Below are 22,841 nucleotides of genomic sequence, written 5' to 3' on the forward strand. Positions count from 1 at the left end.
ACGTTTGGCTCCTCATCTGCGCATTTGCATGCCCGCATCAGCACAGTTTCGGCCGCATTTGCTCCTCGTCAACGGCTACGACTGTCGTTTGGAGGTCAGACCCCGCAGCTTCTCGTTGGCGCGCTGGGCGCGTTTGTGCCCGGCGCGTTGCCACCAGGTGGCGGCTTCGGGGAGTTGACCGCGGTAGCGGAGTCGGATGGCGAGGTTGTGCATTGCGTCGGGGTGTCCGGCCTCGGCGGCGTGCCGGTACCAGGTGAGCGCGTCATCGAAGAGCATTGACTTGTCGAGCATGATGGCGAGGTTGTACATGGCGTCGGTGTTGCCGACGTCCGCGGCTCGGCGCCACCAGCTTTCGGCGTCGCCGAAGTGTTTGATCTCGTGCAACAGGTTGGCCAGGTTGCCCATGGCTTCGGCATTGCCCTGCTCGGCGGCCTTGCGCCACCAGTCGTGTGCTTCGCGGATTTTCTTTTGGGTGTGCAACAGGTTGGCCAAGTTGTTCATCGCGCCGGTGTGGCCCTGCAATGCGGCGCTGCGCCAGAGGATTTCGGCTTGCGGGAGGTCGCCGGCTTCAGCTCGGACCTTGCCACGCTCGAATGTTTCGCGGGGGCTGTCGGTGGGTGTGGCGGTCGACGCGGCAATGGTGCCTTCGGTGACCGGTCGGATGGATGACGTGGTGAACAGTCGCAGGTCGCCTGCGACGTTGACGCTGCGACGTTGGGGTCGGGGGTAACCGTTGCGGAGCAGGATCTGGTCGACTGTGCGGTAGAGCTCGTCCAGGGTGAGGTCGGGGTTGGCGGCGGCGCTGAGTAGCGCGGCGGTGAAGGCGGTGTGGCGATGGCCCTCGGGCGCGACTGAAGGTTCGGTTCGCGCCGAGGAGGCGATGGTGTAGGTGCCCTGGATGTCGATCTGACCCTGCACGAGCGTGGATGTCGTGCTCATGGCCTCAAACGCGCGCCCGGAGAAGCAGCAATCCAGGATCAGGATGCGGGTTCGGGCTCGGCTGCCCACGAGGTCATCGCGGAGGGTGGAAAACGGGACAGAGCTCCATTTCGGCTGTTCCTTGTTACTGCCGGGTAACGCCAGATACAGCTGTCCGCGTCGGTCGACGACGCCATGCCCGGCGTAATACACCAGCAGGACGTCCTCAGCCTCCCGTACCGCGGAGCCGACTGCGAGGCCAACCTCGGTACTGTCCGGGTTGGTGAGGACGTGGCAATGGTTTTCGGCAAGTCCACCGCCGGCGGGCGCGGTCAAGAGCCGCTCGAGGTCGGCGACGTTGTTGAGCGCCGCGGGGATGTCGGGGAACTCGATGTCGTCGTACTGGCTGACTCCGACGAGAACGGCTCGCCAGCGGCTACGGGTGGGTGCTGAGGTCATTGCGGGTCGCGGGGCCGTTGGAGCATGTTTTGCAAAGTCTGAGCGACCTCGGGAGCTTTGATACGTTTGGCGTCGAGGGTCAGTTCGGTGTGGCCGTCGATTTTGAGTGTGATGGCGATATCGGATCCGCGGACGGTGAACCAGCTCGTCAGTGATCGGGCAAGCGCGGACGCGATTCCCCCGGCGCCGAGGGCGACGACGAGGACATCGTAGAGATCGCCCATCTGTCCCTGGCGGATTCCGTTCGAAGGCAACTCCACTCGACCTCGAAGGTCGTCGTCTTCGTTGAACCACTCGAGGAGTTCGATAAGGTCGTCAGCACTGCCGTTAGTGTGAAGTGTCAACTGGCCTTTGGGTTCTGGCATGGGTTGATTCTTCCTGTCGTTGAGCTTCATCGGGTGCGCGGAACAGGAGAAGCCGCACTGCCGGCGGCCTCGCTATTCGAGGCACCCCTGTGGGCAGTACGGCTCTGGTAGTACTCCTCGGCTTCGGCCAGCTCGTTGAATTCCAGGAGTTGCCCGGGCTCGAGGAACTGTCCGATCAGATCTTCTAGATGTGCGCGGACCTCCGCGGGTGTGGCGTAGAAGAACTCGCGACGCGGGTTCACCTTGTTGACGCGCTTGTCGGCCAGTCGGCGATGCAACTCCTCTTCGATTCCGGCCGCGTCCTTGGCATAGAACCTGGCGTGGACGTCGTATCGGAATGGCACCGCAGAGCTATTGAGATCACGGATGCGATCTTCCGGATCCCATCGGCGCGTCATGCCGATTTGAACCACCCCAGGGCCGAACGCGCCAATATTGGAGACGACATACACATTCCCTGCGCGAATGTTGGAGACCCGGTAGTCGATCGCGCTGAGGGCCTGTTCCGCTCCCGCCAACTTTTCCTGCAGGTCGTCAGCGTCGGCGGTGCCGAGGTTGCCTGCGGCCTCGAGCGCGGCGAGAGCGGTGCTGTAGTCCTGGCGCTGTTTCTCGATCCTCGCGCGTTCGCGTGTGAGCTCCTCTTGAGCTCTGCGCTCTTCGCGGAGGCGGTCACGTTCCTCGCGTTCGCGCTCCTTCTGCTGCGCGAGCAGTTGGAGGTGATCGGCGGTCATTTCCAGCTCCCGGCGGCGCAACTGGTGGTACTTCGGTGCCACGCGCAGCTTCGTGGTCTTGCCCAGCTTCTCGAGGGCGATGGCGACCTTGTCGATGCGGTCCAGCGCGTTGTCCAGCTTGTACGGCTTGAGACTTCTGACGAGGATGTCGACCTCGGCGTTGTACGTACGCAGCATGAGCGTCGAATACTCGCGGACCATCTTGCGTCCCTCGGTCACCGAGTTGTTGACCACCCAAGGGGCCATCGATTCGATTGCGCCTCCGTCGCGGCGCGCCATGTCCTTGATCTCTCCTTGAAGGTGCTTCAGCTGCTCACGGTAGGCGAACGAGTCCGAGAGGGGGTGCCGGTATTCGTAGATACCGATCTCCTGCAGCACCTGCTCCTCGCGGGTGTGGATGATCTGCTTGCGCAGGTCGTCCAACAGCACCTGCTGCTCGGAAACCTGCGCGCCCAGTTGATCACGCAGCTGTTGCAGGTCTGCGAGCTCGAGTCCACCGGTGCTAGTCAACTGCGCTCGCAGTCTTCGGATTTCGGCGAGCGCGTCAGCCAGCTCCTGCGATTGCTTCTTCGCGAACCCGCGGGCGCCGAACAACGGGACGTTTGTTGCGATCGATCCGCCACGCTGGCTGTGCTCGGCACCAGGCGCACCGACTTGTGCGCGGTCACCGGTCCACTCCGCGCCGTTCCAATACCTGAGAAAGCCCTCGTGCTGTGGGTCCGGGTACCAGTTCGGTGGAACAGTCATTTGTGATCCCCCTTGTCGCAGTTGCTGTTTCGAGACTGCCGCTACGGGCACTGTTGGATGTTCAGGTACCTCTCCAATGCGCGTATCCGCGCCGCACACGAAGGATGGCTAGCAAACATGTTGGCGCGCAACCCGTTCCGACGGCGCACATCGTCGTGCCCGGCGTGCAGCCACCTGTAGAGAACTTCGAGCAGAGCCGGGCCGTACCCTAGCTGGCCGGCTACCCGGTCCGCGTCGATCTCCTGATATCGGCTGAACCAGGCCAGCGCGAACGGAACCAACCACAACAGAACCAGCAGCGGGTGGATCGAATAGAAGAACAGAGTGACCAGTGCCAGCCAAAGAAACGGGAACAGGCGCACGAGGGGGCCGACCAGGCAACCGGTCGCCTCGCCGCCAGCAGCACCCAAAGTGAAGCCAGCGAACAAGGCGAACACCATCCGCGTCGTCCAATGCATAACTACGACAAACACCCGGCCAGGTAAGGAATACCAATACGTCAGAAGGGTCGCCCAGGAATGCCCGCCGACATGGTGCCCGAGCTCGTGCGCGAGCAACGCCTCGAGCTGGTGCGCCGGCAACGTGAGCGCGCCGCGTGTCACCGCTACTATATGCCCGGCCGCGGCAGAGGCATTGAGGTCTTTGGAATCCTCCACCCAAAGCCGATACTTGTCCGCCCGGACTCCAGCGCTATGGGTGACCAGATTCCACGCATGGTCGAGGCGCTGTGCCTCGGCGACAGTCGGCAGGCGGTAGTGGAAGAGGGCTCGGGCGATCACATACTCCGTCGGCCCGAAGAACACTGCCGCCCCGGATACGACGAACACGGTCAGCACCGTCCAAATCGCCGGGTTCCCCGCGGCGAGCAGGGTCGGCACCATACCCACGACGATCAGGCTCAGCACGAACCCAGGTAGGCCCATAACGAGGGTCCCTGCGGTCGACAGATGCAGCCCCCGACGCAACCGGGGAGCGCCGGCTGCGTGTAGTGCTCGCGAGTCAGGTTGGGCCCCAGCCGATTTCGATTGCTCGTACGGTTCGTCGCCAGCCACCATCATGCCCCCATCGATGTCGCGCTTCGGCAGGTTAGCTTAGCGCGATCGCTATCCGAGCAAGGGCCGATAGACAAGGACACAGATCTGTCCGGTGGTTCGATCGGAATCCGTTAGGGACAGATGGGCGATCTCTACGATGTCCTCGTCGTCGCCCTCGGCGCCGGGGGAATCGCTTCCACGCTTGCCCGATCACTGACGAGCTGGTTCACCGTCCGCGGATCCGATATCGCCAGCACACTCAGGTTTCGTCTTTCCGCGCTCGGGTGTGCTGGACGGATCCGGTGACGAAGGAGCGTCCTTCGAAGTCGGATTCGTTCGACACTCGGGAGGAGGCCGAGGAATGGATCGAGAAGATCCGCCAGGCCGCCGCCCGTGGCGTCGATCCGATGACGGCAACCTTGACGCTCAAGGACTACGGCAACGCTGTTTGAAACCTCGCGATGGCCGGTCTGGAGGAAAGTCCGCCGGTGACGCCTACAAACCTGCATGGCGCCTGCGCGTGGTTCCAACGCTCGGTCATCTTCCGGTGACCATGCCGAACGGCGGACCTCGGCTACCGGAGCTGCTCGCACGCATGGGGCAGGCCGATTGGTCCCAAGCTCCACATCGTCGAATAACGACGAAACCCCTCCGACCGAGGTCAGGAGGGGTTTCTCTCTGTCGGGCTGACAGGATTTGAACCTGCGACCACCTGACCCCCAGTCAGGTGCGCTACCAAGCTGCGCCACAGCCCGTTCCGCGCCCGTTGTTGGGCGCTCGAAAAGATTACCTCAGGTAAGGCCGGGGGAGCGAATCGCCTGGTTAACGGCGTGGCGGTGGGGGTGGGCGGGGGTGAATCCTGGTCGGGCGCAGGGGGTGTGATGGGGGTCGGGGTGGGTGGGGCGATTGGCGGGGAGTGGTGGGGGCATTCCCGTCAGGACGAAAACGGCCGGGCCTTGTGGGGGCCGGCGGGATGGAAGGAGATGGCGGGTATGAACCGGGAGCGGCGACTGGTCGAGGCGTTTGTGCAGTTGGCGGACTCGCTGGTGGAGGACTACGACCCGGTGGACGTGGTGCAGGAGCTGCTGGATCGCGCCGTCGAGTTGCTGGAACCGGTCGATACCGCCGCGGTGTTGCTGGCCGGCGAGGGTGACGAGATGAAGGTGCTGGCGTCGACCAGTGAGGCGACGCACTGGTTGGAGCTATTGCAGATCCAGGCACAGGACGGGCCGTGTGTGCAGTCGTACCGCAATGGTGAGCCGGTCATCGTGGAGGATCTGGAGAAGGCGCGGGAGCGGTGGCCCGCGTTCGCGAAACAGGCTCTGCTGGACGGCTTTCAGTCGGTGTACGCGCTCCCGCTGCGGTTGCGCGCGGACCGGGTGGGCGCGCTGAATCTGTTCGGCACCGGTGCGGAACATTTGACCGAGGATGATCTGCTGGTCGGGCAGGCGCTGGCGGATATCGCGAGTATCGCGATCTTGCAGGCGCGGTTGCTGGCCGGTCATAAGACGGTCAACGGGCAGCTGCGGCACGCGATGCAGAGCCGGATCGTGATCGAGCAGGCGAAGGGCATGCTCGCGGCGCATGGCGATCTCGATCCGGAGTCCGCGTTCGACGCGCTGCGCGGCTACGCCCGGCGCACCCGCGGGCGGCTGCCGGAGCTTGCCCGGGCCGTGGTCGACCGGACCGTCGACCCGGGCAAGATCCTGGAGCATCACCGCCCGCGCTGAGCTCACATGCGCTCGTGCACGGTGAGTAGCAGGTGGTCGAAGCGGGTGCGCAGCTCGACCATGGACCCCTCCATCGTGGTGACCTCGGAGACGAGCTGGGTGGCGAGCGCGCGCAGCTTCGTCCCGGTCTCCTGGGAACGCCAGGTGAGCACCCGGAACGCCTGGTCGGCGGTGATCCCGTAGATGAGCATCAGCGCGCCCTTGGCCTGTTCGATGGCGGCGCGCGCGGTGTACAGCTCGGGGAGCGCCCCGTCGAGGGTCTGCCTGCGGTCTTCTTCGAGCGCGTTGGTGATGTCGACGTAGTAGCCGGAGGTGCCGATCACGTGGCCGTTCTCGTCGAGCATGTCGTCGCCGACGACGAGCACGTGGTGCAGGACACCTCGGGTGTCGATGATCCGGTGCCGGCTACAGAACGGCTCGCCGGTCTCGACCGTGCGGGCGATGGTGTTCGCGACCTGCTGGCGATCGTCGGGATGCTTGTGTGACAGCAGCAGTTCGGTGGACGGCCGGACGGTGCCCGGCTCGTAGCCGTGAATGAGCGCGACCTCGTCGGACCATTCCCACCGCTGGTCGGCCAGCCAGAAGCGAAAGGTGCCCGCGCTTTGCGATCGGCCCGCGCCCAGCACTTCCTCGGCCGGCCGAACCGGGTCGGGTCCGGCGAGCTCCTGCGCCTCGCCGCCGCGCTTTCTTTCGGGTACCTCAACAGACTGATCCAACAACCTGCCCCTCTCCGCCTAAGACCGATGTCGGTATCGATTTCGGTTTCGGTCGGCTGGCGGGGTCTGGGGCAGCGCGGTCCGGTCGACTAGATTACCCAGGGGTACCGACAGTTCGTCGGCAAGGCAGCCTGGTGCCCCGCTCAGAGAGTGTGCATGCGGAGCAGCGGGGCGGGCAGCCGGTCGATCCGCGCGGTGCGGTTCCGCATCGCGATCGGTTGTGGCACTGTGCTACGCCGCTCAGACGCGGCGGGCGACGGTCAATACATCCGGCACGAGCGGGGCGGGGAGCGGTCTGCGGACGGGGCGCTGCTCGGTGACCCGGAATCCGGCCGTTTCGAACAGAACCCGCATCGCGTCGGGCGACGGGAAGTGCGCGACGTTCTGAATCGGCGTCGGCTGCAGCAGCTGCGCGAACCGGTGGCGCGGATTGATCAGGACGATCGCGAGCAGCCCACCGGGAGTGAGGATTCGGTGGAATTCCGCCAGCGCCGCCGGATGATCGAAGAAATGGAAGGCGTGCGTCGAGACGACGGCGTCGACCGCGCCTTCGGGCAGGCCCAGGTCCTCGGCGCGTCGATTGATCCAATGCACCTGGCCCGAGCGCGCTTTCGCCTGCCGGAGCATGCCGACGGAGGCATCGCAGCCGTAGATCACGTCGGGCCGCAGGTCCTGCTGTATGCGGGACGCGAGAATCCCTGTGCCGCAACCGACATCGGCGATCCGCCGGATATCGGCCTGCCGCAGCCGGCCGATGATCTCGTCCTGCGGCGGCCGGTAGGCGACCCGTTGCACCAGCGGGATGTTGTACACCCGGGCCAGCCGATTCCATCCGTGGGTGACGAGGCTGTTGAAGGCGCGGGCCGGAGCGTGCGGCATGGCGGCTGACATCGGTGTCCCTTCGGCGTGACGGGCCTCCAGATTAATCTGTCTGAGACAATTTAGGAAGCCTGCGGCGCGCGCTCGCCCGAGCCGGCACTGAGCGGTTTCGCGATGTCCTCCAGCGAGCGGCCTTCCGCCTTGACGCCGTACGCCAGCTCGACGAGTCCGGCGGCGAACATCGCGGCGGCGCCGATGACGAAGGCGAGCGCGATCTTGCCCGCATCGCCGTCGGCGGCCAGCTTCGAGAACACCAGTGGGCCGGCTACGCCGCCCGCGACGGTCCCGATCGCGTAGAAGAACGCGATGGCCATGGCGCGCGTCTCCATCGGGAAGATCTCGCTCACCGTCAGGTACGCCGCGCTGGCACCGCAGGAGGCGACGAACAGCACCGCGGTCCAGCACGCGGTCAGCGTCACCGCCGACAGCGCTCCGGCCGCGAAAAGCCAAGCCGTGCCGAACAATAGGACCGCCGAACTGAGGTAGCAGCCGGCGATCATGGGCTTGCGCCCGACGGTGTCGAAGAGCTTGCCGAGCAGCAGCGGTCCGAGGAAGTTGCCGAAGCAGATCACGGCGAAGTAGTAGCCGACCCGATCGTCGGCGACATGGAACGACTTCGACAGGATGAGCGCGTAATTGAAGGTGATGGCGTTGTAGAGGAACGCCTGCCCGATGAACAGTGCGAGGCCGAGCACGCTGCGCTTCGGGTAGTGCTTGGCCATCACCTCGGCGATCTCACGGAAGCTGATCGTGCGCCGCTGGTGGATCTCGATCCGCTGGTCGGACACGTCCTCCAGCTCGCGGCCGGTGTCGGCGCGGACCTGCGCCTCGATGTCGGCGACGGTCCGCTCCGCCCCGTCCTCGCGCTCGTGGATGAACATCCAGCGCGGGCTCTCCGGCACGTGCCTGCGCACCACCAGGATGACCAGACCGAACACCGCGCCGAGCGCAAAGGTCAAGCGCCAGCCGATGTTCGGCGCGAACAGGTCAGTGTTCAACGCGACGATGGACAAAAGCGAACCGCCGACCGCGCCGAGCCAGAACGTTCCGTTGATCACGATGTCGATGCGGCCCCGATACTTTCGCGGGATCAGCTCGTCGATGGCGGAGTTGATCGCCGCGTACTCGCCGCCGATGCCGAAGCCGGTGAGGAAGCGGAAGATGACGAACCACCACATCGAAAACGACAGGGCGGTCATGGCTGTCGCGAACAGATACACGGCGAGGGTGATCAGGAACAGCTTCTTGCGCCCGAATCTGTCGGTGAGCCAACCGAAGAACAGCGCGCCACAGCCGGCGCCGGCCACGTACATCGCCGCCGCGAGCCCGGAAACCTGTGCGGCGGTGATGCTTATGCCGCTGCCCGGTTCGGAGAGCCTGCTCGCCACGCTGCCGACGACGGTGACCTCCAGGCCGTCGAGGATCCACACGGACCCGAGCCCGATCACCACCATCCAGTGCCAGCGCGACCACGGCAAGCGATCCAGTCGCGCCGGAATGTCGGTCGATATCGTCTTCACAGCCACCCGCCTTCGGTCAGTGCCGTCCGATTACCCGACGGGTGAACAAGTATTCAGCGCGATATCCGGGGGATCGGCGGGCGGAATCGCAAGCTGACAAGTCGCTCCCGCCATGTGTGATCGACAGCGTGCGGGGTACCGCGAGGGCACCATCAGCCAAGAGGAGGGTGTCTGTGACGAGAGCCGTGCACGATCACACCAGGGCGCCGCTGGTCGAGGCGCTGGCGGACTATCACGAGCTGGGCCGGTACGGATTCACCCCGCCGGGCCACCGGCAAGGGCGCGGTACCGATAAGCGGGTGCTGGACGTGCTCGGCGCGGACGCGTTCGGCTCCGATGTCCTGATGAGCGGGGGCCTCGACGATCGGCTCATGCGCGGCGGCTATTTGCGCGAGGCCGAGGAGCTGATGGCCGACGCGGTCGGCGCGGAGATGGCGTTCTTCTCCACCTGCGGCAGTTCGCTGTCGGTGAAGGCGGCGATGATGGCGGTGGCCGGCGGGCACGACGGCGGCCTGCTGGTCGCGCGGGACAGTCACAAATCGATCGTGGCGGGCCTGATCTTCTCCGGCGTCCGCCCGCACTGGATCACCCCGCGCTGGGATGCCGAGCACCACCTGTCCCATCCGCCGTCGCCCGAGCAGGTCCGCCGCGCCTGGGCGGAGAATCCGGACGCGAGCGGCGCGCTGATCGTCAGCCCGAGCCCGTACGGCACCTGCGCCGATATCGCGGGTATCGCCGCGGAATGCCACGCCAGGGGCAAACCGCTCATCGTCGACGAGGCGTGGGGCGCGCATCTGCCCTTTCACCCGGCCCTGCCGACGTGGGCGATGGACGCGGGCGCCGATGTCTGTGTGGTGAGCGTGCACAAGATGGGCGCGGGCTTCGAACAAGGCTCGGTCTTCCACGTGCAGGGCGATCTGATCGACCGGGCCCGGCTCAGCGCGTGCGCCGACCTGCTGATGACCACCAGCCCGAACGTGCTGATCTACTCGGCCTTGGATGGCTGGCGCAGGCAGATGGTCCAGCACGGGCGCGAAATATACGACGCCGCGCTCGGCGTCGCCGACGAGGCGCGGACCGCGCTGTCCGAGATTCCCGGCGTCGCGGTGCTGGAGGAGGAACTGCTCGGCGTCGAGGCGTCGCACGACCTGGACCGCATGCAGGTGCTGATGGACGTCTCCGGCACCGGGGAATCCGGGTATCGGGCAGCGGACTGGTTGCGCGAACACCGGCGCATCGATGTCGGACTCAGCGACCACCGCCGCATCCTGGCGACGCTGTCCGTCGCCGACGACCGGCACACGATCGCCGCGCTCGCCGACGCCCTCAGCGCGTGGCGCAGGGATCTGAAAGATCCACAGCCACCCCGCATTTCGCTGCCCGCACCGGGCGAACTCGAACTCGAAACGGTGCTGCTGCCCAGGGACGCGTTCTTCGCCCGCACCGAAGCCGTGCCGCTGGACGAGGCGCCCGGACGTATCTCCGCCGAGCAGCTCACGCCCTACCCGCCGGGCATACCGGCGGTCGTGCCGGGTGAACGGCTCAACGCCGCCGTCGTCGAGTACCTGCGCACCGGCCGCCGATCCGGGATGAACGTCCCCGACGCCGCCGACCCGCAGCTGCGCACGATCCGCGTCACCGCGCGGTGACCTCGACAATCGCCCCTGCACAGACGGCCGATTACGGCGAAACCGACCGGGTATACGCCGCGAAGGAGGTGATCGACATGCCGAAGGAATGGACTGCCAAACAAGAGCGGCAGTACGAGCACATCAAGGATTCCGAGCGGGATCAGGGAGCGTCGGTCAAACGCGCGAAGGAGATCGCCGCGCGCACGGTGAACAAGAACCGCGCCCAGTCCGGCCAGTCGAAGACCGCCAGCCGGTCCTCGGTCCAGGACAAGTCGCCGCAGCAACGTGGCGGGCAGCGTTCGGGAACCAACCGGCCGAAGGGCCCGACCCGGGACCAGCTCTACAACGAGGCCAAGAAACGCAATATCGATGGCCGCTCGAAGATGAACAAGAGCCAGCTGGCCAAGGCGCTCGGCAAGGGCTGAATCTCGCTCACGCGTGGCGAGCCGGGCTCGCCACGGAATCGTTCGTAGGGAGAACCGATGGTTGCGCAAGAAGTGGTCGAACAGCTGCACGAGGATATCGCCGCCGCCGAGAGCAGCGGGGACACCGCGGCCGCCGGACGGTTGCGGGCCGAGCTCGCCGTCGCGACGGAATCGGACGGGATCGGCGCGGAAATCCAAGCCGCGCAAGCGCCCTCGACCCCCGACCCGGCTTCGATCGAGCGGGCGGCCGAGGATCTCGGCCCCGGCAGCTACGAGCAGAACGCGGAAGCCGCCGACGAACTCCCGCTCGGTTCGGCGCAGGACGAGGTCCAGGAGCCGCCCGATTGACCGGGTTCGCCGGCCTCATCATCCGCACGTGCGCACCAGTAGGAGGTACCGCGAGTGAAGTCCGCGGTGAAACTGGCCGAACTCGCCAAGCGAGACGGCCTGACGGTCGCCGTCGCGGAATCGCTGACCGCCGGAAATCTGGCCGCGACGCTCGGCGCCGCGCCGGACTCGGCCCAGTGGTTCCGCGGGGGAGTAGTCGCCTATTCCACGAAGGTCAAGTATCGGGTGCTCGAGGTGCCCGAAGGGCCGGTGGTGTCCGCGACGGCGGCCAGCGCGATGGCCGAAAGTGTTCGCGCACTGATGGATACCGACCTCGCCGTGGCGACCACCGGTGTCGGCGGCCCGGATCCGCAGGACGGCGAGCCGGCCGGGTCGGTCTGGTTCGCCGTGGCGACCCGCGCGGGCGTGCAAGCCGAGCATCGCCAGTACGACGGGGAGCCGGAAGGGGTCGTCGACCGGTCGGTGCGGCACGCGGTCGGGTTATTGCTCTCGGCGGCAAAGTCGTTCGGCTAGCCGCGCGGGCCGAGGGGTTTGAGCTACGCTGCGCAGAAGTAGAACCTGTTGCAGAAAGCGGTCGCGCGATGAAGGTGATGTTCGCACTCTGGGACGCCGGCGACCTCCTCGCCGAGGATTTGACCGACCGGCTCGTCGCCGCCGGAGCCGTTGCGGTGCAGGCGAACATCTCCGATGCGGCGGTGGAGACCGCGATGTTGCGGCTGACCACGTTCGACGAACCGGTGGCGGCGGTGGTCAGCGTGTGGGTCGCGGACCGCCGCGAAATCGGGGCGGTCGCCGATATTCTCGCGTCCGTCTCGAAGCGGGTCGTCGGCTGGCACGTCGAGGAGGTCAGGCCGATCGAGCCCCCGGCGGTGCCGGTCCGGGAACGGGCCCCTGGCTTGGCCAATGTCGCTCTTCTGCGCCGGCCCGACACCCTGTCGCCCGCCGACTGGTTGCACCGCTGGCGCATCGAGCACACCGAGGTCGCCATCGCCACCCAGGCGACCTTCGGCTATATCCAGAATCTCGTCCTCGAACCCGTCACCGAAGCGGCGCCCGACGTCGCCGCCCTCGTCGAAGAGCTGTTCCCGATCGAAGCCCTCACCGACCCGCACGCGTTCTACGGCAGCGCCGGCGACGACGCCGAGCTGACGCGGCGCATCTCGCGTTTGATGAAGAGCGTCAACACATTCGGCGCCGACCGCGACATCGACGTAGTGCCGACCAGTCGGTATCTTTTGCGCTGAGATCGAACCCGACACCAGTGCGCTGTGGACGACTCACGGAGTCTGCGCGACGGCCGAAGTCGTCAGCCGCGCGCGCGTATCCCGGCGGCGGTGACCGCCGCGGCCGAGGTCCGCAGTGCCGAGCGGGCGGCGCTGACCGCGGGATGGTCGCCCGTTCCGCGCCGATACGCCAGCAATGTCCGGCGCTGCGTCGGCAGCGGGGTCAGCGTGACCTCCGGCGGGCAGGTCAGCGCGCCGAGCGCGGGGACGAGCGCCACCCCCTGTCCGGCGGCGACGAGGGCCAGCACCGTGCCGAAGTCGTCGGCATGATGACGAATCCGCGGCGTGAATCCCGCTGCCTGGCAGGCACGCACGGTCATCGTGTGGCACAACGTGTCGGGAGTGCCTGCGATCCAAGCGGTTTCGCGCCAGCTGCCCAGTGCCTCGGCGGACAGCGCGGCGAGATAGATGGTCTCCTCGAGCAACGGCTCGGTGTCCAGCGCCGAATCCGGCTCCACCGGCACGTAGTCGTACTCCTGAACCAGCGCGACGTCCAGGGTCTCCGCGCGCAACGCGGCGGGCGCGGTCGCCGGGTCCAGTTCGGTGACCATCAATTCGAGCCCGGGATGGTCGCGGCTCAACGCGACGAGCGCGGGGGAGAGGATGGTTCGCACGGCGGTCGGGAAGGCGCCGATGCGCAGCGTCCCGGTCAGGTCGGCCCGGGTGGTGGCCAGCTCGGCGGCGGCCTGCTCGAGCACCGCGAGGATCGTCTCCGCGTGCTCGACGAGCGTGCGGGCGGCCGGGGTCAGCGCGACCCGGCGTCCGGTGCGCTCGAGCAGCGGCACGCCCGCTTCCCGTTCGAGCGCGCTGAGCTGCTGGGATACCGCCGAGGGCGTGTAGGCGAGCGCGTCGGCGACGGCCGCGATGGTCTCCCGATGGGCCAGCTCGCGCAGCAGCCGCAACTTCCGGATATCGAGCATCAGTCAATCTTATGCTCGACGGTAGAAACGTGAACTGGACCTAACCGTTCATCACGGTCAAGCTCGTATTCATGACGCTCGCAGGCTTATACGTCCCCCTGGTCACGCCGTTCACCGCCGACGGCGCGCTAGCCGCCGACGCGTTGGAAGGACTGGCCCACTCCGCCCTCGCCGAGGGCGCGACCGGCCTCGTCGCGCTCGGCACCACCGCCGAGGCCGCCACGTTGACCGCCGTGGAGCGCGCGCTCGTGGTCGAGATCTGCGCCCGCGTGTGCCGGGAACGCAACGGCCAGTTGATCGTCGGCGCCGGCTCGAACTCGACGGCGGCCTCGCTCGAGGCGGTCGCCGCGCTCAGCCCGCACATCACCGCCGCGCTCACGGTCGTCCCGTACTACACCCGCCCCTCCGAGGCCGGCGTGCTCGCCCACTTCCAGGCCCTCGCCGCCGCCAGCCCGGTCCCGCTGGTCATCTACAACATTCCGTACCGCACCGGCCGTATCCTCAGCGCCGAGACCCTGCGTCAGCTCGCCGGTCACCCGAACATCGTCGGCGTGAAGCACGCCGTCGGCAGCATCGACGACGCCACCATCGAGCTGATGGCCACGCGCCCAGCCGATTTCGCCGTCCTCGCGGGCGACGACCTCTACCTCTCGCCGCTGCTCGCCCTCGGAGCGGCGGGCGGCATCCTCGCCTCCTCGACCCTGCACACCGGGTCGTTCGCCGCGCTCATCGCGGCCTGGCAGGCCGGCCGGATCGACGAGGCCCGCGCCCTCGGCCACCGCCTGGCCGGGCTGTCAGCCGCGCTGTTCGCCGAGCCGAACCCCACCGTGATCAAGGCGGCCCTGGCGGCCCAGGGACGCATCCCCAGCCCGGCCGTCCGGCTGCCGCTGCTGCCCGCGAGCGAGGCCGCGACGACCGCCGCGCTGACCGCGGTGGAAAATTCTTCTGTCGAATTGCCCGCGAAATTGCTGGTGTAGGAGGCGAAGAGGTGCAACGCTGAAGCGGTGAACCTTCCTCCGGATAATCAGGCGACGGGGCCTGACCCGACCGCCGACAAACTGGACCCGGCGGTCTTGAAAGTAGCAGGCGTGGTCGTGCTCGGCGCGATCATGTCGATCCTCGACATCACCGTCGTCAATATCGCGCTTCCGACCTTCCAAGCCGAGTTCGAGACGAGCTACGCCATCGCGGCGTGGACGATCACCGGCTACACGCTCGCGCTGGCCACCGTCATTCCGCTCACCGGATGGGCGGCGGACCGGTTCGGCACCAAACGCCTGTACATGGCGGCGTTGACCTTCTTCGTGCTCGGCTCGGTGCTGTGCGCCACCGCGTGGAACATCGAGTCGCTGATCGCGTTCCGCGTGATCCAGGGCATCGGCGGCGGCATGCTGATGCCGCTCGGCATGACGATCATGACGCACGCGGCGGGCCCGCAGCGCGTCGGCCGGGTGATGGCGGTGCTCGGCGTGCCGATGCTGCTCGGCCCGATCTGCGGCCCGATCCTGGGCGGCTGGCTGATCGAATTCCACTGGCAGTGGATCTTTTTGATCAACGCCCCGATCGGCGTCATCGCGCTCATCCTGGCCTATGTCGTGTTCCCGGCGGACAAGCCGGAACCGTCGGAGTCGTTCGACTTCCTCGGCATGCTGCTCGCCTCGCCGGGACTCGCGCTGTTCCTGTTCGGCGTCTCGTCCATTCCGGGTGAGGGCACGGTGCTCGCGACAAAGGTGTTGCTGCCTGCCATCATCGGCGCGGTGCTCATGGTCGCGTTCGTGTTCCACGCGCTGCGCACCGAGCACCCGCTGATCGATCTGCATCTGTTCCGCAACCGGTCGCTGACCTTCGCGGTGCTCACCATGGTGCTGTTCGCCATCGCGTTCTTCGGCGGGGCCCTGCTGCTGCCGACGTACCTGCAACAGGTCCGGGGCGAATCGGCGTTGCAGGCCGGATTGCTGCTCATCCCACAGGGTTTGGGCGCGATGGTGACCATGCCGGTGGCGGGCAAGCTGGTCGACAAGATCGGGCCGGGGAAGATCGTGCTGGTCGGCATCACGCTGATCGCGGTCAGCACGGTGTTCTTCACCCAGCTCACGGTGGACACCTCGTACCCGCTGATGCTGGGCGCGCTGTTCGTGATGGGTCTCGGCATGGGCTGCACGATGATGCCGATCATGACCGCGGCCATCCAGACGCTGAGCCATCAGCAGGTCGCCCGCGGTTCGACGTTGATGAACATCGTGAACCAGACGGCGGGTTCGATCGGCACCGCGACCATCTCGGTGGTGCTGACCAACTTCCTGAACAACAAGGAATTCGCCAAGCCGGCGATCGTGGCGAACGCCAATCCGGAGTTCGCGAGCAAGCTGCCGCCTGGCGTGCTGGAGACCGGATTGAGCCAGGCGTCAACGGCATTCAGCCACACCTACATCGTGGCGCTGGTGCTGATCATCCTGACCCTGATCCCGGCGTTCTTCCTGCCGCGGACGAAGCCGAAGAATCCGGAGCTGACCGACGCGGTCGCTGCGGTCCACGTGTGACCCGCGTGTGCCGAGATCACCTGCCGTGCAGGTGATCTCGGCACACGACTATCAGCCGTGCAGGTCCTCGATCGTCGCCGCCTCGTTCCTGGACAGGTTGATGCCCAGGTTCGCCGCGGCCCGGTCGAGATCCTCGTCGTCGCCGTCGCGCATCTCGATCGCGGCGCCGTCGGAAGACAGCACCTCGACGTTGAGGCACAGCGACTGGAGTTCCTTGAGGAGCACCTTGAACGACTCCGGAATGCCCGGCTCCGGAATGTTCTCGCCCTTGACGATCGCCTCGTAAACCTTGACCCGGCCCACGATGTCGTCGGACTTGATCGTCAGCAGCTCCTGCAGCGTGTACGCCGCGCCGTAGGCCTGCATGGCCCAGCACTCCATTTCACCGAAGCGCTGGCCACCGAACTGGGCCTTACCGCCGAGCGGCTGCTGGGTGATCATCGAGTACGGACCGGTCGAGCGGGCGTGGATCTTATCGTCGACCAGGTGGTGCAGCTTCAGGATGTACATGTAGCCGACCGCGACCGGGTACGGGAACGGCTCGCCGGACCGACCGTCGAACAGGGTGGCCTTGCCGTCCGCGCCGACCAGCACGTCGCCGTCGCGGTTGGGCAGCGTGGAACCGAGCAGCCCGGTGAGCTCCTCGTCGCGGGCGCCGTCGAACACCGGTGTCGCGATATTGCTGTTCGCGGGCGCGGACCGCAACTCCGCGGGCAGGGTCTCGGCCCATTCCGGCGTCCCCTTGATCTCCCAGCCCGCCTTGCCGATCCAGCCGAGGTGGGTCTCCAAGATCTGGCCGATGTTCATCCGACGCGGCACACCGTGGGTGTTGAGGATGATGTCGACCGGGGTGCCGTCCGGCATGAACGGCATGTCCTCGGTCGGCAGGATCTTGCCGATGACACCCTTGTTGCCGTGGCGGCCGGCGAGCTTGTCGCCGTCCTGGATCTTGCGCTTCTGCGCCACGTACACGCGCACCAGCTCGTTCACCCCGGGCGGCAGATCGTCGTCGTCCTCGCGCGAGAACACCCGAATGCCAATGACTTTCCCGGACTGGCCGTGCGGCACCTTCAGCGAGGTATCGCGTACTTCGCGCGCCTTCTCGCCGAAGATGGCGCGCAGCAGGCGCTCCTCCGGGGTCAGCTCGGTCTCGCCCTTCGGGGTGACCTTGCCGACCAGGATGTCGCCGTCGCGCACCTCGGCGCCGATCCGGATGATGCCCCGGTCGTCGAGGTCGGCGAGCGCGTCGTCGGAGATGTTCGGGATGTCCCTGGTGATCTCCTCCGCGCCCAATTTCGTGTCCCTGGCATCGACTTCGTGCTCTTCGATGTGGATCGAGGTGAGCACGTCCTGCTCGACCAGGCGCTGGGACAGGATGATCGCGTCCTCGTAGTTGTGGCCCTCCCACGGCATGATCGCGACGAGCAGGTTCTTGCCCAGCGCCATCTCACCGTTCTCGGTGCACGGGCCGTCGGCGAGAACCTGTCCCGCTTCGACTCTCGCGCCCTCGTCGACGATCGGCCGCTGATTGACGCAGTTGCCCTGATTCGACCGGGCGAACTTGCGCAGGCGGTAGCTCTTGCGCGTGCCGTCGTCGGCCATCACGGTGAGGAAGTCGGCCGAAACCTCCTCCACCACACCGGCTTTCTCGTTGACCACGACATCGCCGGCGTCGATCGCCGCCCGCAGCTCCATGCCGGTGCCGACCACCGGCGCTTCGGACCGGATCAGCGGCACGGCCTGACGCTGCATGTTCGCGCCCATCAGCGCGCGGTTGGCGTCGTCGTGCTCGAGGAACGGAATCATCGCGGACGCGACCGAAACCATCTGGCGCGGAGACACATCCATCAGATCGACCTCGGTGGGCGCGACGAACTCGACCTCGTCGCCGAAGCGCCGCGCGAGCACCTTGCTCTCCACCAGCCGGCCCTGCGCGTCGACCGGGGAATTGGCCTGGGCGCGGACGTAGCGTTCCTCCTCATCGGCGGTCATGTAGACGATCTCGTCGGTGACCCGACCGTCGACCACCGTGCGGTAGGGCGTCTCGATGAAACCGAACGGATTGACCCGCGCGAACACCGAAAGATAGCCGATCAGACCGATACTCGGCCCCTCCGGCGTCTCGATCGGGCACATGCGGCCGTAGTGACTGAAGTGGATGTCGCGCACCTCGATGCTGGCGCGCTCCCTGGACAGGCCGCCGGGGCCGAGGGCGGACAGGCGGCGCTTGTGGGTGAGTCCGGCGAGCGGGTTGTCCTGCATCATGAACTGCGACAGCTGCGAGGTGCCGAAGAATTCCTTGATCGACGCGCTGACCGGGCGGATGTTGATCAGGGTCTGCGGGGTGATGGCCTCGATGTCCTGGGTGGTCATCCGCTCGCGCACCACGCGTTCCATGCGGGACAGGCCGATCCGGAGTTGGTTCTGGATCAGCTCGCCGACCGTGCGGACGCGGCGGTTGCCGAAGTGGTCGATGTCGTCGACGCCGATCGGTACCTCGACGCCACCCTCCGCGGTCATGGTCTTGTCGCTGCGGTGCAGGTGGGCCAGGTATTCGATGGTCGCGACGAGGTCGGCCTCGGTCAGCGTGGCCGCGTCGATCCGCAGGCCCAGCTTCTTGTTGATCTTGTAGCGACCGACGCGGGCCAGGTCGTAGCGCTTCTCCTTGAAGAACAGGTTCTCCAATAGGGCCTGCGCGGACTCCTTGGTCGGCGGCTCGCCCGGACGCAACTTGCGGTAGATGTCCAGCAGCGCCTCGTCGGGGCCCGCCGTGTGATCCTTTTCCAGCGTCGACATCATGATCTCGGAGAAGCCGAACCGCTCCACGATCCGTTCGGTGGTCCAGCCGAAGGCCTTGAGCAGCACGGTAACCGGTTGACGCCGCTTGCGGTCGATGCGGACGCCGACGCTGTCGCGCTTGTCGATGTCGAACTCCAGCCACGCGCCCCGCGACGGGATGACGCGCGCGCTGTAGAGGTCCTTCTCGGTGGTCTTGTCGACGGATTGATCGAAGTAGACGCCGGGGGAGCGCACCAGCTGGGCGACGACGACGCGCTCGGTGCCGTTGATGATGAACGTGCCCTTGTCGGTCATCATCGGGAAATCTCCCATGAAGACCGTCTGGCTCTTGATCTCACCGGTGTTGTTGTTGATGAACTCCGCGGTGACGAACAACGGCGCCGCGTAGGTCATGTCCTTGTCTTTGCACTCGTCGATGGAGGCCTTGACCTCTTCGAACCGCGGGTCGGACAGCGACAGCGACATGGTGCCGGCGAAGTCCTCGATCGGGGAGAGTTCGGCGAGCACCTCTTCGAGGCCGCCCCCCGTATCGTTCTCGCCGCGTGCGGCGGCGCGCGCCCGCCATTGCGGTGCGCCGATCAACCATTCGAACGAGTCGGTCTGCACGTCGAGCAGGCCGGGCACGTCGAGCGGCTCCCGAATCCTGGCGAACGACACCCGCTTCGGGGCGCCGGGAATACCGGCAATGTCCTGGGCTGTAGTGGTGACTTTCTGGGACGAGACTGACACGGTGCGTCCTTCCGCGACCTCACACTGCTGATGAATTGCGTGTGGTCACCTACCCGACGAAACTCGCACACCCGCGACGAGTGAACAGCATGGGTTTGTGTGGGTTGGACAGGAGGCAGCCAGCGCAACGTCCCAAGTTACTCGCTGAATTAGCGCAGCACAATAGGCATTCGAGAATCGGGTTCATGTAGTAACCGCGTCGAATGTTTTCGCCTATGGGAATATTAACCCCAGGAAGTTCTCCGCGTCAAGACTTTCGGCGGGAATTCGCCGATTCGCCCGGGTGAAAGGCGAGACTCAGGTGCTCGCCGCGCTCAGGAAGTCCAGTACGAGCGGGCTCGCGACGGCCCGGAATTCGTCGAAGTAGGCGTGCCTGGCGCCGGGGATCAGCCGCATCCGGGCGTGCGGGATGCGCTCGGCGAGCAGCGGCGCGTTCGCGGCCGGATTGAAGCGGTCCTCGGTGCCGTGCACGATCAGCGTGGGAGTCGCGATGTCCGGCAGGACATCCCAGGCGTCGTGCCGGTTGCTGGCCATCAGGTGGCGGCGCTTGGCATAGGCGGGCATGGCAGGGTCGCCGAGGGTGTTGTACGGACCGGTGTTGTGTGCCAGCCACTCCGGGGTGTACATCAGTTCCAGCAGGGCTCGCCGCGCCGCCTCCGGATCGGGATCGACGAGCGACTGACGGATCTCGGGGCCGCGTTCGACGCCGTGTCTGCCGCCGGGGGAGGTGCAGCCGAGGACCAGCGCGCTGACCCGCGTGGGATGGCGGGCGGCCAGCCACTGGGCGACGCGACCGCCCATGGACGTGCCGTAGACCGCGGCCCGGTCGACGCCGAGGTCGTCGAGCACCGCGACCGCGTCGTCGGCGAAACCGGTTGTGCTGTACGGCTCGTCGGGCTTGTCGCTGGCTCCGGTGCCGCGCCAGTCGAGGGTGATCGTGCGATACCGGCTCTCGAAGTCCGTGCGGATCCCGTCCCACCAGTGATGGTTGTTGGCCTGGCCGGCCAGCAGGAGCAGCGGGGCGCCCGTCCCCGCGGTTTGGTAGGCGAGGCGAACGCCGTCGGCGGCCTTGGCATATGGCACGGAATCGCTCCTAGCGGGTCGGTTGATGGACGGGACGCAGGCCGTCCAGGACCAGTTCGAGGCTGCGGCGCCAGGCGGGAGTCCCGGTCGCCTCGCCCAGGAGGGACAGGGCCCAGACCAGATGCACGACGTCGTCGTCGCTCGCGTCCGCGCGCACCGCGCCGACCCGCCGGGCGCGCTGGAGCAGCGTCGACAGCTGTGACATGCCCCGATGGCAGGCCTCGGTCAGCTGGGCCGCGGCGGGGTGGTCGCCGGTGAAGGCCTCGAGCAGCCCGCGATCGGTGGTCATCTGACTCAGCAGTTCCTCGATGAAGCCGCTGAACGCGACCCAGGCATCCGGCTCGGCGGCGGCCCGCGCGGCGAATTCGTCGATGGCGGCGAGGCGCGGCGGGAGCAGCGCCTCGATGAGCGCGTCGCGATGCGGGAAGTGGTTGTACAGCGTGCCGATGCTGACCCCGGCCCGGCGCGCGATCTCCTCCAGCGAGCCGTCGAGCCCCTGTTCGGTGAAGACGCCTGCGGCCTCCCGCAACAGCTTCTCGCGATTGCGGGCCGCGTCGCGACGCATCGGTTTGGTCATGGGATCCATCCTACAAAAGTCGAGGGGCTCCTCGATTTCGTGCTACGTTATGAAAGTGAGGACCCCCTCAATCTTTGGAAGGAGGCAGATGTCCACCACACCGATCGCGGTGATCGTCGGCGTCGGACCCGGCCTCGGCATGTCCATGGCCAGGCGTTTCGGCAGCGAGGGATTTCGGGTCGCGCTGGTGTCGCGCAATGGCGCACGCCACGGGGCCTATCTGAAAGACCTTGCCGCGCAGGGTGTCGACGCCACCGCCCACGTCGTCGACGTCACCGATCGGGAACGGCTGCAGGCTGTGCTCGCCGACATCGCCGACGGCGGCGACATCGAGCTGGCCTACTATGGTGCCGGTCCGGCGCAGCAACCCGTGCCGCTCACCGAAACCGATTCCGTCGCAGCGCAATCCGCCTTCCAGTGGGTGTGGCCCGCGATCGACATGGGGCACGCGGTGCTCCCGGCCGTGCTGACGCGTGGCTCGGGTGCCCTGCTCTTCGCAGGCGGTCTGTCGAGCGTCCGGCCCATGCCGATGCTCGGCCGGCTGGCACTGCCGTCCGCCGCGATCCGCAACTACGCGATCACGCTGAACGCGGCCCTTGCCGATCGGGGCGTCTACGCGGGCACGCTCACCATCGGCGGTCTCATCGAGCGCGGCGACATCCACGCCATGGTCGCCGCCGACCCGGGCCGGTTCGGTTCGCTCGAGGGACGCACGCTGAACCCGGACGACCTCGCCGCCACCGCCTGGGACATGTACCGCGGTCGCGACCGCGCGGAAGAGGTCTTCGACCTGTTCGGCGGCTGACGGGGCTCGAATTCAGCCGTCGGTGAGGATTCCGGCGGCGGCGTCCAGGCCCTCGGCGGTGCCGACGATCACCAGCAGGTCGCCGGCCGCGAAGACGAAATCCGGGCCCGGTGACGGGATCACCGCCCCGCCGCGCATGATCGCTACGATGGAAACCCTTGTCCGAGTCCGCATCTCGGTCTCGCCGAGCGGACGGTCGACGTAGGGGGAGCCGGCGAGGATGGAGAACTGACGGGTGTTCACGCCGTCGAACTCGCGGTGTTCCGCACGCAGCTGCGCCACCAGCTGCGGGGCGCCGAGCAGATTGGCCAGCGCGGCCGCCTCCGACGCCGACAACGGGATCTGGTCGGTGGCCTCGGGATTGTCGGACTTGCTGACGATCAGATAGATCGTGCCGTCCTTGTGATCGATGACGCCGATGCGGCGGCGAACGCCCTTGACCGGAAAGTCTTTACGCACACCGATGCCCGGCAGGCGCGTCACCTCAACGTTCACTCCTCCAGCGTAACCGGGTGTGCGAGCCGAGGTGTGACGCCGGTCATGGCGCGGGCGGCCGGAACCGTGGTTGCGCTGGTGCGGAATCGGCAACCCGGTCCGGCCGC

23 protein-coding genes and 1 tRNA gene are annotated in these 22,841 nt (G+C 66.9%); 11 read left to right on the top strand and 13 right to left on the bottom strand.

Annotated elements, in window-relative coordinates:
• Positions 1-75: 75 nt before the first annotated feature.
• From ACFQ9K_RS22955 to ACFQ9K_RS22970, 4 genes are read right to left on the bottom strand one after another with little or no spacing between them, the layout of a single operon-like run.
• Positions 76-1,377, bottom strand: a complete 1,302-nt coding sequence (locus ACFQ9K_RS22955; RefSeq protein ID WP_378717083.1) for a tetratricopeptide repeat protein — start codon at positions 1,375-1,377, stop codon at positions 76-78.
• The gene (locus tag ACFQ9K_RS22960; protein WP_378983554.1) at positions 1,374-1,742 is read right to left on the bottom strand and encodes a hypothetical protein; all 369 of its coding nucleotides are present in this window, start codon (positions 1,740-1,742) and stop codon (positions 1,374-1,376) included. The genes ACFQ9K_RS22955 and ACFQ9K_RS22960 overlap by 4 nt, the downstream gene beginning before the upstream one ends.
• A 26-nt stretch (positions 1,743-1,768) precedes the next feature.
• Positions 1,769-3,220 (bottom strand): DUF4041 domain-containing protein, encoded by a 1,452-nt coding sequence (locus ACFQ9K_RS22965; protein WP_378717081.1) that lies wholly within the window; start codon positions 3,218-3,220, stop codon positions 1,769-1,771.
• A gap of 41 nt (positions 3,221-3,261) precedes the next feature.
• Positions 3,262-4,125: a M48 family metalloprotease gene (locus tag ACFQ9K_RS22970; protein ID WP_378717079.1), complete on the bottom strand. Its 864-nt coding sequence runs from the start codon at positions 4,123-4,125 to the stop codon at positions 3,262-3,264.
• Positions 4,126-4,395: 270 nt separating this feature from the next.
• Here ACFQ9K_RS22970 and ACFQ9K_RS22975 point away from each other — a divergent pair, with 270 nt between their 5' ends.
• Complete coding sequence (locus ACFQ9K_RS22975; RefSeq protein ID WP_378717078.1) at positions 4,396-4,560, top strand: hypothetical protein; 165 nt, start codon at positions 4,396-4,398, stop codon at positions 4,558-4,560.
• Complete coding sequence (locus ACFQ9K_RS22980) at positions 4,557-4,706, top strand: hypothetical protein (RefSeq protein ID WP_378717076.1); 150 nt, start codon at positions 4,557-4,559, stop codon at positions 4,704-4,706. Before ACFQ9K_RS22975 ends, ACFQ9K_RS22980 begins: the two co-directional genes overlap by 4 nt.
• 229 nt (positions 4,707-4,935) lie before the next feature.
• Here ACFQ9K_RS22980 and ACFQ9K_RS22985 read toward each other — a convergent pair.
• Positions 4,936-5,009 (bottom strand) — tRNA-Pro (locus tag ACFQ9K_RS22985).
• A 237-nt stretch (positions 5,010-5,246) separates the two neighbouring features.
• On the opposite strand from ACFQ9K_RS22985, the gene ACFQ9K_RS22990 reads away from it, so the two are divergent.
• Entirely contained in the window at positions 5,247-5,984 is a 738-nt protein-coding gene (locus tag ACFQ9K_RS22990) for a GAF and ANTAR domain-containing protein (protein ID WP_378717075.1), read from the top strand.
• 2 nt (positions 5,985-5,986) lie between these two features.
• On the opposite strand, the gene ACFQ9K_RS22995 is transcribed toward ACFQ9K_RS22990, so the two are convergent.
• The 3 genes from ACFQ9K_RS22995 to ACFQ9K_RS23005 form a co-directional block, all read right to left on the bottom strand.
• A complete protein-coding gene (locus tag ACFQ9K_RS22995; RefSeq protein ID WP_378717074.1) occupies positions 5,987-6,700 on the bottom strand; it encodes a PAS and ANTAR domain-containing protein in 714 nt (237 codons plus the stop codon).
• A gap of 240 nt (positions 6,701-6,940) precedes the next feature.
• A complete protein-coding gene (locus ACFQ9K_RS23000; protein WP_378717072.1) occupies positions 6,941-7,591 on the bottom strand; it encodes a class I SAM-dependent DNA methyltransferase in 651 nt (216 codons plus the stop codon).
• Positions 7,592-7,641: 50 nt separating this feature from the next.
• Entirely contained in the window at positions 7,642-9,099 is a 1,458-nt protein-coding gene (locus ACFQ9K_RS23005) for an MFS transporter (protein ID WP_378717071.1), read from the bottom strand.
• Between the two features lie 173 nt (positions 9,100-9,272).
• Here ACFQ9K_RS23005 and ACFQ9K_RS23010 point away from each other — a divergent pair, with 173 nt between their 5' ends.
• From ACFQ9K_RS23010 to ACFQ9K_RS23030, 5 genes are all read left to right on the top strand, one after another.
• Complete coding sequence (locus ACFQ9K_RS23010) at positions 9,273-10,748, top strand: aminotransferase class I/II-fold pyridoxal phosphate-dependent enzyme (protein WP_378717070.1); 1,476 nt, start codon at positions 9,273-9,275, stop codon at positions 10,746-10,748.
• Between the two features lie 77 nt (positions 10,749-10,825).
• Positions 10,826-11,155: a plasmid stabilization protein gene (locus ACFQ9K_RS23015; protein WP_378717069.1), complete on the top strand. Its 330-nt coding sequence runs from the start codon at positions 10,826-10,828 to the stop codon at positions 11,153-11,155.
• A 57-nt stretch (positions 11,156-11,212) separates the two neighbouring features.
• Complete coding sequence (locus tag ACFQ9K_RS23020) at positions 11,213-11,503, top strand: hypothetical protein (protein WP_378717068.1); 291 nt, start codon at positions 11,213-11,215, stop codon at positions 11,501-11,503.
• Positions 11,504-11,557: 54 nt separating this feature from the next.
• Complete coding sequence (locus ACFQ9K_RS23025; protein ID WP_378717067.1) at positions 11,558-12,016, top strand: CinA family protein; 459 nt, start codon at positions 11,558-11,560, stop codon at positions 12,014-12,016.
• A gap of 68 nt (positions 12,017-12,084) precedes the next feature.
• Positions 12,085-12,747 (top strand): hypothetical protein, encoded by a 663-nt coding sequence (locus tag ACFQ9K_RS23030; RefSeq protein ID WP_378983557.1) that lies wholly within the window; start codon positions 12,085-12,087, stop codon positions 12,745-12,747.
• 62 nt (positions 12,748-12,809) lie between these two features.
• Here ACFQ9K_RS23030 and ACFQ9K_RS23035 read toward each other — a convergent pair whose 3' ends face one another.
• Positions 12,810-13,706: a LysR family transcriptional regulator gene (locus ACFQ9K_RS23035; protein ID WP_378717064.1), complete on the bottom strand. Its 897-nt coding sequence runs from the start codon at positions 13,704-13,706 to the stop codon at positions 12,810-12,812.
• A gap of 71 nt (positions 13,707-13,777) precedes the next feature.
• On the opposite strand from ACFQ9K_RS23035, the gene dapA reads away from it, so the two are divergent.
• Together dapA and ACFQ9K_RS23045 are read left to right on the top strand one after the other, a co-directional pair.
• Positions 13,778-14,683: a 4-hydroxy-tetrahydrodipicolinate synthase gene (dapA, locus tag ACFQ9K_RS23040; RefSeq protein ID WP_378717063.1), complete on the top strand. Its 906-nt coding sequence runs from the start codon at positions 13,778-13,780 to the stop codon at positions 14,681-14,683.
• A 27-nt stretch (positions 14,684-14,710) separates the two neighbouring features.
• Positions 14,711-16,246, top strand: coding sequence for a DHA2 family efflux MFS transporter permease subunit (locus ACFQ9K_RS23045; RefSeq protein WP_378717062.1), 1,536 nt, complete (start codon positions 14,711-14,713; stop codon positions 16,244-16,246).
• Positions 16,247-16,297: 51 nt separating this feature from the next.
• Here ACFQ9K_RS23045 and ACFQ9K_RS23050 read toward each other — a convergent pair whose 3' ends face one another.
• From ACFQ9K_RS23050 to ACFQ9K_RS23060, 3 genes are all read right to left on the bottom strand, one after another.
• Positions 16,298-19,774: a DNA-directed RNA polymerase subunit beta gene (locus ACFQ9K_RS23050; RefSeq protein ID WP_378983560.1), complete on the bottom strand. Its 3,477-nt coding sequence runs from the start codon at positions 19,772-19,774 to the stop codon at positions 16,298-16,300.
• Between the two features lie 297 nt (positions 19,775-20,071).
• On the bottom strand, positions 20,072-20,857 hold the full coding sequence (locus ACFQ9K_RS23055; protein ID WP_378727085.1) for an alpha/beta fold hydrolase: 786 nt from the start codon (positions 20,855-20,857) through the stop codon (positions 20,072-20,074).
• Positions 20,858-20,867: 10 nt separating this feature from the next.
• Positions 20,868-21,434: a TetR/AcrR family transcriptional regulator gene (locus ACFQ9K_RS23060; RefSeq protein WP_378727083.1), complete on the bottom strand. Its 567-nt coding sequence runs from the start codon at positions 21,432-21,434 to the stop codon at positions 20,868-20,870.
• Positions 21,435-21,522: 88 nt separating this feature from the next.
• Here ACFQ9K_RS23060 and ACFQ9K_RS23065 point away from each other — a divergent pair, with 88 nt between their 5' ends.
• The gene (locus ACFQ9K_RS23065; RefSeq protein ID WP_378727081.1) at positions 21,523-22,239 is read left to right on the top strand and encodes an SDR family NAD(P)-dependent oxidoreductase; all 717 of its coding nucleotides are present in this window, start codon (positions 21,523-21,525) and stop codon (positions 22,237-22,239) included.
• 12 nt (positions 22,240-22,251) lie between these two features.
• Here the strand turns inward: ACFQ9K_RS23065 and ACFQ9K_RS23070 are convergent, their stop codons facing one another.
• Entirely contained in the window at positions 22,252-22,734 is a 483-nt protein-coding gene (locus ACFQ9K_RS23070; RefSeq protein ID WP_378727079.1) for a cation:proton antiporter regulatory subunit, read from the bottom strand.
• Positions 22,735-22,841: the final 107 nt, after the last annotated feature.

Source organism: Nocardia sp. NPDC056564 (genome assembly GCF_042793755.1).
Taxonomy (GTDB): Bacteria; Actinomycetota; Actinomycetes; order Mycobacteriales; family Mycobacteriaceae; genus Nocardia.